Origin of the sequence: Caldanaerobius fijiensis DSM 17918 (genome assembly GCF_900129075.1) — a bacterium.
Lineage (GTDB): Bacteria > Bacillota > Thermoanaerobacteria > Thermoanaerobacterales > Caldanaerobiaceae > Caldanaerobius > Caldanaerobius fijiensis.
This window is the reverse complement of record NZ_FQVH01000019.1, coordinates 1-16,936: the sequence shown is the minus strand read 5'-3', so window position 1 is coordinate 16,936 and position 16,936 is coordinate 1. Positions and strand designations below refer to the sequence as shown.

At 42.1% G+C, this 16,936-nt stretch carries 14 protein-coding genes and 1 pseudogene; 13 read left to right on the top strand and 2 right to left on the bottom strand.

Annotation, left to right across the window (positions count from 1 at the left end; translation table 11 throughout):
- Positions 1-879, bottom strand: coding sequence for a pyridoxal 5'-phosphate synthase lyase subunit PdxS (gene pdxS, locus BUB87_RS08570; RefSeq protein WP_073344224.1), 879 nt, complete (start codon positions 877-879; stop codon positions 1-3).
- A gap of 944 nt (positions 880-1,823) precedes the next feature.
- On the opposite strand from pdxS, the pseudogene BUB87_RS08560 reads away from it, so the two are divergent.
- The 12 genes and pseudogenes from BUB87_RS08560 to BUB87_RS08505 all read left to right on the top strand — a co-directional run bounded on the left by BUB87_RS08560 (position 1,824) and on the right by BUB87_RS08505 (position 15,696).
- Positions 1,824-3,002, top strand: a pseudogene (locus BUB87_RS08560) (ABC transporter substrate-binding protein).
- A 42-nt stretch (positions 3,003-3,044) separates the two neighbouring features.
- The gene (locus BUB87_RS08555; RefSeq protein ID WP_073344123.1) at positions 3,045-3,530 is read left to right on the top strand and encodes a hypothetical protein; all 486 of its coding nucleotides are present in this window, start codon (positions 3,045-3,047) and stop codon (positions 3,528-3,530) included.
- 676 nt (positions 3,531-4,206) lie between these two features.
- A complete protein-coding gene (locus BUB87_RS08550) occupies positions 4,207-5,649 on the top strand; it encodes an ABC transporter substrate-binding protein (RefSeq protein WP_073344121.1) in 1,443 nt (480 codons plus the stop codon).
- A gap of 42 nt (positions 5,650-5,691) precedes the next feature.
- Positions 5,692-6,177 (top strand): hypothetical protein, encoded by a 486-nt coding sequence (locus BUB87_RS08545; RefSeq protein ID WP_073344118.1) that lies wholly within the window; start codon positions 5,692-5,694, stop codon positions 6,175-6,177.
- A gap of 185 nt (positions 6,178-6,362) precedes the next feature.
- Entirely contained in the window at positions 6,363-7,226 is an 864-nt protein-coding gene (locus BUB87_RS08540; protein WP_073344116.1) for a sugar phosphate isomerase/epimerase family protein, read from the top strand.
- A gap of 51 nt (positions 7,227-7,277) precedes the next feature.
- Positions 7,278-8,315, top strand: coding sequence for a Gfo/Idh/MocA family protein (locus BUB87_RS08535; RefSeq protein ID WP_073344113.1), 1,038 nt, complete (start codon positions 7,278-7,280; stop codon positions 8,313-8,315).
- Between the two features lie 143 nt (positions 8,316-8,458).
- Positions 8,459-9,382 carry an AEC family transporter gene (locus BUB87_RS08530; protein WP_073344110.1) on the top strand — a complete coding sequence of 308 codons (924 nt, stop codon included), beginning with the start codon at positions 8,459-8,461 and terminating at the stop codon, positions 9,380-9,382.
- 85 nt (positions 9,383-9,467) lie between these two features.
- Positions 9,468-10,481, top strand: coding sequence for a Gfo/Idh/MocA family protein (locus BUB87_RS08525; RefSeq protein WP_073344107.1), 1,014 nt, complete (start codon positions 9,468-9,470; stop codon positions 10,479-10,481).
- Positions 10,482-11,462, top strand: a complete 981-nt coding sequence (locus BUB87_RS08520; RefSeq protein ID WP_073344104.1) for a Gfo/Idh/MocA family protein — start codon at positions 10,482-10,484, stop codon at positions 11,460-11,462.
- A gap of 5 nt (positions 11,463-11,467) precedes the next feature.
- Positions 11,468-12,307 carry a sugar phosphate isomerase/epimerase family protein gene (locus BUB87_RS08515; RefSeq protein ID WP_200792787.1) on the top strand — a complete coding sequence of 280 codons (840 nt, stop codon included), beginning with the start codon at positions 11,468-11,470 and terminating at the stop codon, positions 12,305-12,307.
- Between the two features lie 355 nt (positions 12,308-12,662).
- Complete coding sequence (locus BUB87_RS08510; RefSeq protein ID WP_234946000.1) at positions 12,663-14,594, top strand: ABC transporter substrate-binding protein; 1,932 nt, start codon at positions 12,663-12,665, stop codon at positions 14,592-14,594.
- An 88-nt stretch (positions 14,595-14,682) separates the two neighbouring features.
- Positions 14,683-15,696: a Gfo/Idh/MocA family protein gene (locus BUB87_RS08505; RefSeq protein WP_073344095.1), complete on the top strand. Its 1,014-nt coding sequence runs from the start codon at positions 14,683-14,685 to the stop codon at positions 15,694-15,696.
- Here the strand turns inward: BUB87_RS08505 and BUB87_RS08500 are convergent.
- Positions 15,683-16,120: a DMT family transporter gene (locus BUB87_RS08500; RefSeq protein ID WP_073344092.1), complete on the bottom strand. Its 438-nt coding sequence runs from the start codon at positions 16,118-16,120 to the stop codon at positions 15,683-15,685. The two genes, BUB87_RS08505 and BUB87_RS08500, sit on opposite strands and share 14 nt — an antisense overlap.
- A 497-nt stretch (positions 16,121-16,617) precedes the next feature.
- Between BUB87_RS08500 and tnpA the strand changes: the two genes are divergently transcribed.
- Positions 16,618-16,936, top strand: a 319-nt coding sequence (gene tnpA / locus BUB87_RS15070) for an IS200/IS605 family transposase (protein ID WP_143156649.1), incomplete at its 3' end; no start/stop codon positions are given.

Genomic DNA, 16,936 nt, shown 5'->3' with positions numbered 1-16,936 from the left:
TTACCAGCCTCGTTCTGCATAGAGGTTTTCTTTTTCGATTTTACTTATCTCTATTCCTTCCATAGCCTCGCCCAGATCCTCGGATACTTCTGCCAGTATTTTAGGGTCATTATAATAGGTTGTGGCCTTTACGATGGCAGCAGCCCTCTTTTCAGGGTTGGATGATTTAAAGATACCTGAACCTACAAATACGCCATCGGCTCCCAGCTGCATCATCAGAGCGGCATCGGCTGGTGTGGCAATTCCGCCGGCAGCAAAATTGACGACGGGTAATCTTCCGTTTTCGGTTACATATTTAACCAGTTCAAAAGGTGCCTGCAGTTCCTTGGCGGCTGCCATGAGTTCGTCTTCTCGCATGTTTTGCAATCGCCTGATTTCTGACATCATGGTCCTCATGTGTCTTACGGCTTCGACTACGTTGCCAGTACCAGCTTCGCCTTTTGTCCTTATCATGGAAGCGCCTTCGCCAATCCTCCTCAGGGCTTCTCCCAGGTTTCTGGCGCCGCAGACGAAGGGTATCTTAAAATCCCACTTGTTTATGTGGTACATCTCATCAGCCGGTGTCAAAACCTCGCTTTCATCTATAAAGTCTATACCCAGGGCTTCTAATATTTGGGCTTCTACGAAATGACCTATTCGTACCTTGGCCATAACGGGAATGGATACAGCGGATTTTATAGCTTTGATGATTTTGGGATCTGACATTCTGGCAACACCGCCGTGTTTTCTTATGTCAGCAGGAACTCGTTCCAAGGCCATTACAGCGACAGCGCCTGCTTTTTCTGCAATTACAGCCTGTTCCGGTGTGGTCACATCCATAATTACTCCGCCTTTTAACATCTGAGCCAGATTTTTATTGAGTTCATATCTTTCAGAAATTTTTTCAGAAATACTGCTAAGATTTTTGCTTACTGACATATTATTTCCCTCCACAATAAGAATTGTATGTAATACAATATAAAATGTATTAAGACAATTATACATATATGGGCGTTACGTGTCAATAGCCGGTCCTGATTTTATGGGCAATACAGTCATTTTTTACTTTAAGCAACCGTTTTCACAAGATTTTCGCTTAAAAATTATTATAAATTCAAGAAAGTCAGAGAGATATTGAAAAATAGAGAGATAATATACGAAAACATAATAAAAAAAGCCGAATATGACTCAAAACGGCGAAATTTGACTATTGATAACATCTTTTATCTTTGATACAATGTGTTCAGGTTGAACAAAAGAGAGTATCTATTATGGTGTAATTGATGAAAACCTTTATGAATTAAAAAAATCACCTTGCGTACAAGTAGAAATGTGCATGTTAAGCAATTAATGGCATTTTATGGCGAAATCGTTTGAATCAATCATGTCTAAGCTTGTGCAATATGATAACGTTGTTATTTGCCTCTCATTTATGAGAGTTGCAAATATAATCAATTAATTTAGAGGGGGGATAGGAGAAGGTTTTGATATTGTGGCAAGGTAGGTAGGGGATATTGACTTAAGTTATTTCTAATCTATTTCTACTACTGAGGAAAAACTATATTAAGGTTTGAGGGGTGAATTTTGTGAAGTTTAAGAAAGCGCTAACACTTGGATTAGCTGTTCTATTTATTGTTGGCGTACTGTTGTCTGGATGCAGCAAGTCCAATAATACAACGACTACTGGGACTTCAAGTGGAGGGAATAAGACAACTCAAACCGCTAATGAAGGTCCCAAATACAATAAACAGAAAATAGTAAGAGTAATTGGTGGTTGGCCGAAACCGCCTCTATACCAGGGCAACCCGTTTGCATCAGGTGGCGTAGGCGAAGCATGGGGATGGATGTTTGAAGGGCTTTATAGGTTTGTAAGGTCCACCGATAAGATCTACCCATGGCTGGCAGAAGACATGCCTGTACATGAAGGAAATAAATCTACTGTAAAGATCAGAAAGGGCGTCACTTGGAATGACGGACAACCGTTTACGAGCAAAGATGTGTAGGCTTACTACACATTGAATAACGGCGAGTTTATATGCAAGTTCTTGAAGAGCATAGAGACGCCGGATGACAATACGGTTGTATTTGTGTGGAACGATCCACAGCCCAGCAACAAGGTTAAGGATTACCTGATTGCTCAGGCAACTCAGGGACAGATTCCTTACCACATATACGGCAAATATGTAGATAAGGCAGCACAGCTCTTAAAACAGGCCATAGATAAACAAGCTGATACTCCTGACAAGAGGGGAGCTTTTGGTATCGACTTTAACAAGGCACAGGATATAAGGAACGCATTAGACAAGAACTGGCAGGACTTCTTAAAAGAGAATCCGAAGTATCCGATAGCCACAGGACCATACAAGGTTGTTAACGTTACAGCATCGGATATGATACTTGAGAAGAGACCTGACTACTGGAACGCAGATAAGATAACCTTTGATAAGGTATATGCAAAGCAAGTACCTGACCCATCAGGTCAGTATGCTATGCTCAAAGCAGGGCAGCTGGACAGGTTCGACGGTACGCAGGCCAGGGATATATTAGAATCAATACTGGCGGCAAACAAGGACCTGTTACACTACAGGATGTTTGACCCAGCATCTATGGGATTTGTTTTCAACATCCAGAAGCCACCTTTCAACGATGTGAAGTTCAGAAGAGCTTTGATATACACGTTTGACAAGAAAAAGATAAGGGAAGTAGGTAACTACTACGGAAAAGAGTCTATAGGTTATTCTGTAATGGGCATGCCAGAGTCCTTTGTTGATCAGTGGGTATTGCCCGAGGTCAAAGACAAGATGACCAAGTTCTCATATGATCCGGCCAAAGCAGAAGAGCTTCTGAAGGAGATAGGCTGGAGCAAAGGTTCTGACGGCATATGGAGAGACAAGAACGGCAAGCAGTACAACTTCGTTATAGGTGCTAATGCTGGTTGGGCTCCCAATGCCAACGCGGCAGAGATCTGTGCAGAGCAGCTTACTAAGTTCGGTATGCCGACGAAGTTGAGAGCTGTTGATTGATCTATCTACTATGCTGCTGCACAGGACAAGCATGACTATGACATGTCGGCAGAGTGGATAGACGTTACATGGGGTTACAACTATCCATGGTGGCCACTGTCTAACTTCTACTGGGGCTTCCCGAGCAATGCTGGTAATTTCCCGAGGATACAGAGTGGCCCGAACAAGGGCAAACTCAACATGGTATTGCCAGGGCCTGATGGCAAGCCTGTGGATGTAGACAAGGTCTTGAACGAGATGCTCTACATGAGCGAAGACGATGTCAAGAAAGCAGCCAGCGACTTGGTATGGATAGCCAACGAGAACGCCTTTGGTCTTGACTGGTTCCAGAACGTGACAGGTACGTGGTTTAACATGAAGACCACCAAGATGGCAAAGGGTTGGCCAATGCAAGACCAGATTCAGAAGTACAACAGGGATATGCCGCTGCCCACTGACCCAGAGGACATCGAAAGGATTGCAGAGACCAACTTTGGATTCGGCAACAATTGGCTAATGATGGTCACCCAGGGATGGATGCCTAACTGATCATCTAAAAAAGCAAAGGGCTATTGGTTTAATAGCTCTTTGCTTTTTGTTTTCTCTAAACTCGGCAGATAATGGATAGCCTAAAAGTTATTTTTTACAAACGACGCCAGTACCTTTTGTTAAAATCCGAAAAGAAAAATCTCTTTTTACTGAACATAATTTTAAAAATTATATAAATTCAAGAAAATTAGAGATACATTGAGATATAGCGAGATAATATATAAAAATATCGTAAAAAAAGCTGAATATGACGTAAAACGACGAAATTTGACTATTGATAACGTTTTTTGCTTTTGATAGAATGTACTCAGAATTGAACAAAAAAAATAACGATTATCGTATAATTAGTCAAATCATTTAGTAATGTCGTAAAAAGGTATCTTGTTGCATAATGAGAGATAAGCATATCCGCTGGACTATTGGTGTTTTTAATGTGAAATCGTTTGGAGGAAAACACGTCGGAGCTTATGCAATATGATAACGTTGTTATTTGCCTCTCATTTATGAGAGTTGCAAATATAATCAATTAATTTAGGGGAGGGGATAGGAGAAAAGGTTTTGATATTGTGACAAAAGAGATAGTAGATGTTCGTTTAATCTATTTCTAATCTGTTTCTAATCTGTTTTTATCACCTATGAAAAACTATATTAAGGTTTGAGGGGGAGAGTAAATTTTATGAAGTTTAAAAAAGCGTTAACACTGGGATTGGCTATTCTATTTATCGTTGGCGTACTGTTGTCTGGATGCAGTAAGTCCAATAAGACGTCTACTACCGGAACTTCAACCTCAGGTGGAGGGAAAAAGACGACGCAGACCGCTGATACAGGTCCTAAATACAATAAGCAAAAGATACTGAGAGTGCTCGGTGGTTGGCCCAAGCCGCCTCTATACCAGGGCAACCCGTTTGCATCAGGTGGTATAGGCGAAGCATGGGGATGGATGATTGAAGGTCTTTACAGGTTTATAAGGTCCACCGATAAGATCTACCCATGGTTGGCAGAAGACATGCCTGTACATGAAGGAAATAAATCTACTGTAAAGATAAGACAGGGTGTCACTTGGACAGATGGGCAACCGTTTACAAGTAAGGACGTCTGGGCTTACTACACTTTGAATAACGGCGAGTTTATATGCAAATTCTTAAAGAGCATAGAGACGCCGGATGATTATACGGTCGTGTTTGTGTGGAACGACCCACAGCCCAGCGACAAGGTTAAAACCTATTTGATTGCTCAGGCGAATCAGGGTGCTATTCCTTATCACATATACGGCAAATATGTAGATAAGGCAGCAGAGCTCTTAAAACAGGCGATGGATAAACAAGCTGATACTCCTGACAAGAGGGGAGCTTTTGGTATCGACTTTACCAAGGCACAGGATATAAGGAACGCATTAGACAAGAACTGGCAGGACTTTACAAAAGAGAATCCCAAATTCCCAATAGGCACAGGACCATACAAGGTCGTTAACGTTACAGCATCGGATATGATACTTGAGAAGAGACCTGACTACTGGAATGCAGACAAGATAACCTTTGAGAAGGTAATAGCAAAGCAGGTGCCGGATGCAGCAGGTCAGTATGCTATGCTCAAAGCAGGGCAGCTGGACAGGTTCGACGGTACACAGGCCAGGGATATATTAGAGTCAATACTGGCGGCAAACAAGGACCTGTTACACTACAGGATGTTTGACCCAGCATCTATGGGATTTATTTTCAACATCCAGAAGCCACCTTTCAACGATGTGAAGTTCAGAAGGGCTTTGATATACACGTTTGACAAGAAAAAGATAAGGGAAGTAGGTAACTACTACGGAAAAGAGTCTATAGGTTATTCTGTAATGGGCATGCCAGAGTCCTTTGTTGATCAGTGGGTATTGCCCGAGGTCAAAGATAAGATGACCAAGTTCTCATATGATCCGGCCAAAGCAGAAGAGCTTTTGAAGGAGATAGGCTGGAGCAAAGGTTCTGACGGCATATGGAGGGACAAGAACGGCAAGCAGTACAACTTCGTTATAGGTGCTAACAGCGGTTGGGCTCCCAATGCTAACTCGGCAGAGATCTGTGCAGAGCAGCTTACTAAGTTCGGTATGCCGACGAAGTTGAGAGCTGTTGATTGATCTATCTACTATGCTGCTGCACAGGACAAGCATGACTATGACATGTCGGCAGAGTGGATAGACGTTACATGGGGTTACAACTATCCATGGTGGCCACTGTCTAACTTCTACTGGGGCTTCCCGAGCAATGCTGGTAATTTCCCGAGGATACAGAGTGGTCCGAACAAGGGCAAACTCAACATGGTATTGCCAGGGCCTGATGGCAAGCCTGTGGACGTAGACAAGGTCTTGAACCAGATGCTCTACATGAGCGAAGACGAGGTCAAGAAAGCAGCCAGCGACCTGGTATGGATAGCCAACGAGAACGCCTTTGGTCTTGACTGGTTCCAGAACGTGACAGGTACGTGGTTTAACATGAGGACCACCAAGATGGCAAAGGGCTGGCCGATGCAAGACCAGATTCAGAAGTACAACAGGGATATGCCGCTGCCCACTGACCCAGAGGACATCGAAAGGATAGCAGAGACTAACTTCGGTTTCTGCAATAACACAATAATGATGATCATGCAGGGATGGATGCCTAACTGATAATCTAAAAAAGCAAAGGGCTATTGGTTTAATAGCTCTTTGCTTTTTACTTTTACTTGTTTTTTACAAAGAGTTTGCGCAAAAGCCTTGCCACTTTTTTGCGATATGCTTGCATTTAGCAGAAAAGGCTGATACAATAGATGTGATTGGTTATATCATAATATAAATTGAAGGGGGTGTTTTACGTGAAAATAGGGTTGAGTACATATAGTTTGTCTCAGGCTATTTACAACAATGAGATGGATGTGCTGGATGTCATCCAGTGGATTGCCGACAATGGGGGCGAGCATGTAGAGATCGCACCCTTTGGCTTTGACTTATCTAAAAATCCTGGTTTAATAGACGCTATTCGAAAAAAGGCCGATGATGTGGGTATAGAGATATCTAATTACGCCATAGGGGCTAATTTCATTCAGAAGACACAGGAAGACTATGAGAACGAGATCAAAAGGGTTATGGGGGAAGTGGACATCGCTCACCGCCTTGGTGTCAAATTGATGAGGCATGATGTGGCGTGGAGGCCTGTATCTGAAGCTACGGTAAAACAACTGGATGAGGACTTACCCAAACTGGCCGAAGCTTGCAGGAGGATTGCTGACTACGCTGCCCAATACGGTATAACCACCAGTGTAGAAAACCATGGCTTCTTTATTCAGGGCAGCGAGAGGGTGCAGAGGCTTATACATGCGGTGAATAGGCCTAACTATAAGACCACATTGGACATAGGCAATTTCCTGTGTGTAGATGAAGACCCTGTTGTTGCCGTAAAGAAAAACCTTCCGTATACTTCGATGATTCACTTGAAGGATTTTTACTACAGGCCTTTTTACAAAAATCCTGGAGAAGGATGGTTCCAGACGGCTAACGGCAATTTCTTAAGAGGTGCTATTGTAGGCCATGGAGATATCGATATGTGGAATGTGATAAAGGCCATAAAAGATTACGGATACGATGGATATATTTCTATTGAATTTGAAGGTATGGAAGAATGCCGAAAAGCCTGTAAAATAGCTTTGGATAATGCCAGGAGGATATGGAACGAAGTTTAATTGTGATAGAGATCAATTAAAAAGTTTTGATATAAAAGGGGAGGAACGAATATGACGGAGAAAATAAGGATAGGACTTATAGGTGCGGGTAATATATGTCAGAATGCCCACATACCTGCATATTTAAAACAAGACGATGTGGAGCTGGTGGCTGTTTGCGATATCAATGAGAAGAGAGCCAATGAGGTAAAAGAAAAATACGGCATGAAGTATGCATTTACTGATTTCAACGATCTGGTCAAGCTGTCTGATGTAGATGCTGTAAGCGTATGTACGTGGAACAACGCTCATGCGGCAGCTACAATTGCGGCTTTAAACGCAGGCAAGCACGTGCTGTGCGAAAAGCCTATGGCTATGAATCCGGAAGAGGCTGAAGCCATGATAAAAGCGGCAAAGGCCAATAACCGCATACTGCAGATCGGTTTTGTCAACAGGTTTAGAGCAGATAGCAAGGTTATAAAAGAGTTTGCAGAAAAGGGTAGATTCGGAGAGATATACTTTGCAAAGGCGACTTACGAAAGAAGAAGGGGAACGCCTACGGGTTGGTTTACCAACAAGGCAAAGTCAGGCGGTGGACCTGTCATAGACATAGGAGTACATGTCATAGATCTGACGTGGTATCTCATGGGCAAGCCAAAGCCTGTAACAGTAAGTGCGGCTGTTTATGATAAGATCGGAGATTACAAGACAAAAGGTGTAGGCAGATGGCACGCCTTTGATCCTGACGATACGTTTGATACCGAAGATTCTGCCTGTGCTTTTATCAGGTTTGAAAACGGAGCTACGATGCAGGTATCGGTCAGCTGGGCATTGAACAATAAGGAAAGCATGAACAGCGAGATATTTGGTACCAAAGCAGGTGCCAGCCTTTCGCCATTTGTCATATACGACGAACAGGAAAATTATCTGATCGATTCGACGCCTGTAGTAGATCGTGAAGATCCCTTCTATAATGAAATAAAAGAGTTTTTGACCTGTATAAGGGAGAACAGGACACCTATAGCCACAGGTGAAGATGGACTACAGATCCAGAAAATATTAAACGGCATATATGAATCAGCAAGATTAGGTAAAGAGATAGTATTGTAGCTTAAAAGAGGGGGACATTGAAGTAGATAGACTGTAATGTCCTCCTTACTATTACATTTTCAGGCAGTTTTTAAATGAAAAGTATAAAGGCCTCTTGATAAGTTGCGATAAAGAGATATCCTGATGTTAAGAGAGGAGCCATTATGTATATTTTTAAAATAGCAGAAATCCTTGGGGAGATATTTATAATAATTGCGTTAGGTTTTTTTACAGTTAAAAAGAGTATTGTAGATGAAAGCCACTTTAAGATGATAGCGGATCTTATAATACTTATAACCACACCAGCACTGATATTTTATAGCATGTATTCTACCTATTCGCCTGACCTTTTAAAGACCAATTACTTTATACCGCTCATCGGTATACTTGTTCCTCTTTTAACATTTGTGGTAAGTATCTTCGCGTTAAAGGCGTTTCATGTGCCTGTGGATAAACAATCGGTGTTTTATGTTATTTCAATATTTAGCAATACCACGTTTTTAGGAATACCCGTGAATATGGCTCTTTTCGGACAGAAGAGCATATTAACGGTTATATTATATGATCTGGGGCATACTACCCTTTTCTGGACGTTTGGCATATGGCTTTTGACCAACGAAAGGGTAAGTGTAAAAAACCTCAAAAATTTGGTCAATCCGCCTATGGTTTCACTTTTTATTGCCATCGCAATTGTTCTTATCGGCATAAAAATTCCGGTATTTATAGTCAAAACTGCTCAGATGGTGGGAAACATAACTGTACCTCTTGCTATGATGTTTATAGGCATGAATATGGCATATATAAATGTAAAAGAAGAGAAGGTGGGTGGCTCGATAGCGGCTGCTGCTTTGGTCAAATTGATAGTATCACCTCTTATCGCTATAGCGATGGTGAGTATTATTCCTTTGACTGCGGAGATAAAGCGAATAGTGATTTTGGAAGCTGCGCTTCCAACTATGTTGAGTTCTGCTATAGTGGCAAAACAATATAGCAAGAATTATCGCTTTGCTTCTATGGGTGTATTAGCTACGACCACTATATGTTTTGTTTCATTGCCACTGATTTTATATATAGTTTCATTGTATTGACATTCTGATATGATACGGTTACAATAAAATTGGTACGTATGATATGACCCAGGGAAAACGATATTGAGAGCAAAGGGGGATTCATATGCTCAGAGTAGGCATCATTGGCGCAGGCGGCATCGCAGGTATGCACTCATATTGCTATCAAAATATACCTGAGGCAAAAGTGGTCGCTGTGGCAGATATTGTTCCAGAGAGGGCAGAGAGGATTGCAAAGATGTTTGGGGCGGCGGCATTAGACCATGGCGATAAGATTTTAGAGCGGGATGATGTGGATGTAGTAGACATATGCCTGCCTACGTATCTTCACTGTGAGTATACCTTAAAGGCTGCAGAGGCAAAAAAGCATGTTTTATGTGAAAAACCTATGGCTATTTCAATGGAAGAGGGCAAAAAGATGATCGACGCTACAAAGCGCGCTGGAGTTAAATTTATGATCGCCCATGTGTTGAGGTATTTTCCAGAGTACATAAGTGCAAAACAGATAATGGAAAGCGGTCGAATCGGGATGCCCAGAATGGTGAGGACCTACAGGGGAGGGTCTCATCCAGCACGAGCCAGGGAGTGGTACGGCATCCCTGAAAAAAGCGGTGGCGCAATTCAGGATATGGCCATACACGACATAGATTTTCTCAAATGGTGTTTTGGTCCTGTAAAAGAGGTATACGCTAAAGGTAATGTATTTAAGCGAACACCGTATCTGGAGTACGATCTTGTGACAATAGAGTTTTATAATGGCGTCATTGCCCATGTGGTGGCAGATTGGTCTAGGCCTGAAGGAGCTCCTTTTGTTACCAAATTGGAGGTCGCGGGAACCAGAGGCATTATAGAGTACGATAGCACCAAGGCAGCGCCCCTCAATGTTATGGTAGCGTCTAGTGATGAAAAAGGTGAAAAAACGGTTGCTATACCTGAAAGTCCATTGGATCCACAGTCTAATCCATACGTGTTGGAAATAAAGGAATTTCTGAGAAGCGTAGAAAAAGATGAGGAACCGCCTATCTCAGGTATTGAGGCGCTGGAATCTTTAAATATCGCTTTGGCTGCGCTGGAATCTATAAGGACGGGTAAGCCTGTAAAGCCACAGGAGGTGTGTTAAATGGGCTTGAGATTCGGTATATTAAGCTGTGAACACATGCATGCCGCGGGTTATGTGGCTGCTCTTAAAAGGCTACAGGATGTGGAGGTTTTGGGTATTGCTGAAGAGGACCAGATAAGAGGAGTTGAATTTGCCCAGAGATACGGTATAAGGTATTATAAAGATTATCATGATCTTCTTAAGGAAGACATAGATGTGGTTATAGTGTGCTCCGCCAACGCTAAACACGCTGCAATGACGGTGGATGCTGCTGAAGCCAAAAAACATGTGATTGTGGAGAAGCCCATCGCAACTTCAATAGAAGATGCTCGACTTATGATAGATAAGTGCAAAGAAAACGGCGTGAAGCTTATGGTGGCTTTCCCGGTAAGATATGTTCCTGCGGTAGCCCGCGCCAAGGAAATAATTGATAGCGGCAGGATTGGAGATATAGTAGCTATTAACGGTACTAATCACGGTTCTATGCCTGGCGGGTGGTTTATAGATAAGAAATTGTCTGGCGGTGGCGCGGTAATGGATCATACCGTTCATGTGGCTGACCTCATGCACTGGATGTTAAAGTCAGATATCAAAGAGGTCTACGCCAAAATAGGTACCCTTTTACACGATATACCTGTTGAAGATTGCGGCCTTTTGAGCATGGAGTTTGAGAATGGGGTCTATGCTACCCTTGATACGTCCTGGTCCAGACCGGAGTCTTATCCTACGTGGGGCGATGTGACCATGGAGATTATAGGCACAAAAGGCACCATCAATGTTGATGCCTTTGCCCAGCACGGATTTTTGTACAGCAATGACATGAGGTACAGCAGGTACGTTGATTGGGGAGACGACATGAACTACCTCATGTTGAGGGACTTTGTCAGATGTATACAGGAGGATGGCGAGCCCCCTGTAACGGGTGAAGACGGATTATTTGCGCTGAAAGTGGCATTGATGGCATATGATTCGGCCCAAAAAGGCCAACCGGTAAGGTGGTGATGAGTGTGAAAAAGGGGATTAACGCATGGTGTTTTCCGGCAAATTTTACTGTAAAACAGTGCATAGAAATGGCAAAAGAGGCGGGTTATGACGGTATTGAACTCAATATGTCTGAAGCGGATCTGGAAGGCGCTGACAAAGAGCCAAATTTAACTATAAATGCGACTGAAAGAGAGATACAGGAGATATACGGTTTTTGTAAGGACACAGGTATTCCTGTATCCAGTGTATCCACCTCCCTTCTGTGGAAGTATTCACTTACCAGTGAAGATGAGGCTACCAGGAATAAGGGTATGGACATCGTAAAGCGCATGATCGATGCTGCTGTTTTATTGAATACCGATGCCATTCTGGTGGTGCCAGGTGTGGTAAATGAAAAGGTGTCGTACAAAGACGCCTATATGAGATCATTGGAAGCTTTTAAAAAATTGAGGCAAAAAGCAGAAGAGAATCGCGTATATATAGGAATAGAAAATGTGTGGAATAAGTTTCTTCTAAGTCCTATTGAGATGAGAAATTTTATTGATGAAATAGGTAGCCCTTATGTAAGAGCTTATTTTGATGTAGGTAATGTGCTGGCGTTTTCCTACCCTGAGTACTGGATTGAGGTGCTTTCAGATTACATAGTAAGGGTGCATGTAAAGGACTTTGATACATCTATTGGAAACATCCACGGTTTTAAAAACCTGCTTCAGGGCGATGTAAACTGGCCCAGGGTGATGGCTTCACTGAAAAAAGTGGGATACAAAAGCTACCTGACGGCAGAGCTGTCCCCATATAGGGTAAATCCTGAATTGCTTGTTTATGATACGTCAAGACATCTTGATACAATACTGAGCTTATAAAAAACTCCGATGTATGGCCTTTTGTATTTATTTACCTCCTTCATATATATAACAGGCCATACATCGGAATCAATTGTATGTTAATAAACCCCTACTACATATGTAAATAAAACCTATACTGAAAATAAACCTGTACTGATAAAGTTTGATAAAGCTATTGCCAACCAGGTCAAAAATTTAAGAAAAAATATTTTAAAAAGTCAACAAAGAAGAAGGAATTTTCATTTTTATGTAGAATATTATATAATAGGTTAAGAGGGGGAGGTGTATGACATAGACATGGTTTTCTGATAGTTTGGTTAAGGTCGTGGCAAGCGTTTACAGTTTAAAGATTTAGGGGGAGAGAAAATTGAATATGAAGGTTAAAAGGTTGGTAAGCTATTTCGTTGCTCTTCTAATGATCATATCAATAGTACTAACCGGTTGTGGGAGTAAAAGCACTTCAACTTCGAATAATACAAAGAAAAATGCTCCTAAGAGCACATCCAGCAGTGGTCCGCAGGTAAATAAAAAGAAGGTATTCAGATTTGCAGGCGTAGGCTGGTGGCCAAAGCCGCCTCTGTATCAGGGTAATCCCTTTGCAAACGGCGGTATAGGTGCACCTCCTGTGTTCGTGATGCCCGAAGGACTTTTTAAGTTTGTGAGGGTCACTGACGAGCTCATTAACCAGCTGGCGGAGTCTTACGAGCAAAAGGGAAATGAAACTATTGTTCATATAAGGAAAAATGTCAAGTGGAATGATGGTCAGCCTTTTACCAGTAAAGATGTATGGGCCTATTATATGCTTAACAACGGTGCCTTTATCTTGAGGTATTTGACGGGTATTGATACGCCTGATGACTATACTGTAGTGTTTAAGTGGGCAACGCCGGCACCGGAAGATAGGTTAAAAATTCTTTTGATTGCTCAGGACCAGCAGGCCCAGATACCATATCACATATACGGCAAGTATGTCGATAAAGCGGCAGAGCTTTTAAAGAAAGGTCAGCCTACCAATGATCCTAACAAAAAAGGCGCTTTTGGATTATATTATGACAAAAATGTTTCTGACGAAATTGCTAAGAACTGGCAGGATTTCTTAAAAGAAAATCCCAAATTGCCAATAATGACAGGGCCTTACATGGTCAAGACGGTTACGGCTTCGGATATGGTGATGGTTAAAAATCCATATTACTGGGACAAGAGCAAGCAAAAATTTGACATGATAACTGCCAAACAGACAGATGCTTCAGGATCGCTGGCGATGTTAAAGACAGGACAGATCGATTGGGCCGACTTTACGCCGGCAAAAGATATTCTGGATAGCATACTCGCTGGCAATAAAGACCTGGTGCACTATCAGGTGCCTGACCCGGCTGATCCCGGCTTTGTCTATAACATACAGAAACCCCCGTTTAATGATGTAAATGTAAGAAAGGCTATTGTCTATACTTTGGATAGAGAAAAGATAAAGGATGTAGGTAATTATTTCGGCAAGGTTGGGGATGTATCGTTAACTGGTATGCCGCTTAACATGGTAGAAAAATGGGTGCCACAGGACATAAGGGATAAGATGACGAAGTACACATATGATCCCGCAAAGGCTGAAGAGCTGTTAAAGGCTGCGGGTTGGACCAAAGGCTCTGACGGCAAGTGGAGGGACAAAAACGGCAAGCTGTATAATTTTGTAATAGGTGTTGCCTCTGGTGCGCCCTTTGCCAATGCGGCGGAGGTAGCGGCCGAGCAGATGAGCAAATTTGGTTTGCCCACAAAATTGATGTCAGTAGATCCCAGCCTCTACTACACAAATGCTCAGAAGCCTAAAAATGCGTATGATATGTCAGTTGAATTTATAGATGTATCATGGGGCTTTAACCATCCATGGTGGCCATTATCAGCATTTTATTGGGGATTCCCATCACAAGCTGGCAACTTCCCGACTGTAGAGGATGAAAAGAGTCCAGACTATGGTAAGTTAAAGATGGTTTTACCAGGGCCAGATGGCAAGGCTGTAGATATAGATCAAACTATAAAGCAGATGTTCTACATGAGCGATGAGGAGGTAAGAAGAGCGGCAGGAAATATTGTATGGATAACCAACGAGAACGCCTTTGGCGTAGATTTTTATCAGAACGTCACGGGCTTCTGGATCAATGCAAAGATGATAAAGAATATACCCTTTGAGGATCAGATCCAGAAGTACAACAGAAATATGCCACTTCCGACCAGTGAAGAAGACATAAAGACCATATGCAGATATCACTTTGGCGTATATGGGCTTTATGCTGGATTCTATGAGCCAAGATAAGCAGAATCCCCGCCACTTGAGTGGCGGGGATTCTGCTTAACTTTAGACAAGGTTTAAGATAATCACGAGTTTTGAAGGGGGAATTTTTATGCCAAAATTAAAGGTGGCTATTGTGGGTTATGGACAGATAGGACCTGTTCATGCTCAAGCTTACTCAAATATTGAAGATGTAGAGATAGCGTGTATTGTCGATTTAGATGAAGAAAGAGCCAAGAAAGCCCAGCAGGACTACAATATTCCAAGAAGACTTACCAGCTATGATGAGATGTTGAAAATGGATGACATCGACATAGTAAGTGTATGTATACCCACATACCTGCACGCCGACCTTACTATAAAAGCCGCTAAAGCGGGTAAACACGTGTTCTGTGAAAAGCCTATGGCAATGAAGCTGGAAGACGCAGATGCCATGATAGAAGCGTGTGACAAGGCTGGTGTCAAACTGGGCCTCGGTTTTTGCAGGCGTTTTGACGGAGAATGGTTGAAACTGAGGGAACTGGTTCAGCAAAATGCTGTGGGTAAGCCAATGGTGTGGAGGCACATGACTGCTGGCGAAGGTGCGCCGACGCCGTGGTTTTTTGACAAAGACCTTGGTGGAGGTCCTTTTATGGACGGAGCGGTACATAATTATGACTTTGGCAGGTACATGTTTGGTGAAGTAAAAGAGGTAAAGGCAGATTTGCACCGTTTACGCTCCAATACAACCGCTTTTGATACCGGTACAGTTATCCTGTATTTTGAGTCCGGCAATAAAAGCGTCCTGCACTGGTCATGGGGGCTTCCTCGCGGTTCTCACGGGTGTTATATGCACGACATAATAGGTCCTGAAGGTGCGATATTATTTAATAATCCCGCTAAAGATCCATTGGTGGTCGATGACGAAAAACACGGCGCGTTGTATATAAGCAAGGCAAACCGTGAAGTAATTGCAGTTCAGTACGAAAAGACTCGCATGTACGAGGAAGAATTAAGGCACTTTGTAAACTGCATAATACAGGATAAAAAGCCTGCAGTCGGTGGGGAAGAAGGCTTTGAGGCACTTAAGATAGCACTTGCCGTCCTCAAGGCAGGGGAAACGGGAGAAGTAGTTAAAATCTCTTGATAAGCCTTATGCCAATTAACATAAATATTACACCTATTATGCGATACCAGTTAACAGGGGTTTTGGGTAAACCAAAAAGTCCATAGTGGTCAATGAAGATGGTGACGACCATCTGGACTGTAACTATAATGGATGCAAAGGTGGCAGCGCCTATAACAGGTATGACCACTATAGAGAGGTATACGATGGTGGCGCCCAGCACTCCTCCTAACAGGAGGTAAATAGGTGCTTTAAATAAAGAGCCAAACTGCCTTATGCTGCCGTCAGATGTGCTTATCAGGACGAGGATTGCAAGCCCTAAAAGATTATTCAAAACAGCGGAGTTTTTGGGATTTGTCAATTTTCCCAGTGCCGAATTCATTGGCGATTGAAAGCCTAATGCGATACCCACCAGAATTGCGCCTATGTAAAAAATCCATTTCAACTTTAACACCCCTTGCTTTTTATAGATGTTATTATAGCATATTTATAGCTCTTATAGCTACAGGAGCAAAAAATGGTATATTTAGGGGAGGTAAATAAAATAGTTATTTACCTCCTATTTTATTTACTTTTTTCTCTGTAGATATTTATTGGCTTAAGTAAGCCCTTCATGACGAACCTGAAAAACTTAATATGGACTTGGGGAAGCTCGTCTATGAAGGGACTCTTGAAGAGGTTATGGAAAAAGCCGGTCCTGGAGGTACATTAGAAGACTTATTCTTGGAGGTAACAAAATGCTTTTAGGAGTTATTGCTTCTTTATACAGTTCATTAAAAGCAGCCAGGCATTGTTTTAGGAGAGGGAGATATTGGTTTTCTCTTATCTTCTCCTATAAAGGAAAGAATAGTCTTTTTATGGTATATGATAAGAGCAATTTTCAAAGGTTTAATTTTAGGAGAAGCTGGCGGGGAATCCTCTCTAATTTATTAAAATAATCTTATTCATGCAAGAACTTGCGTATATAACGTCAATTACCACATAGTTTGGTCAACAAAATATAGAAAGGAGGTCCTGGACGATAATTTACAAGAAGAATTAAAAAGCTTATTCCTTGAAATTGCCGGAGAAAAAGGCTTCACTATAGCAACTATGGAAATAATGCCAGATCATGTTCACATATTTGCATCAGCACATCCACAAATAGCACCATCGTATATTGTCAAAATGCTTAAAGGAATAAGTGCAAGAAAATTGTTTATAAGGCATCCTGAATTACAAAAACAGTTATGGAAAGGACACCTTTGGAACTCATCATTTT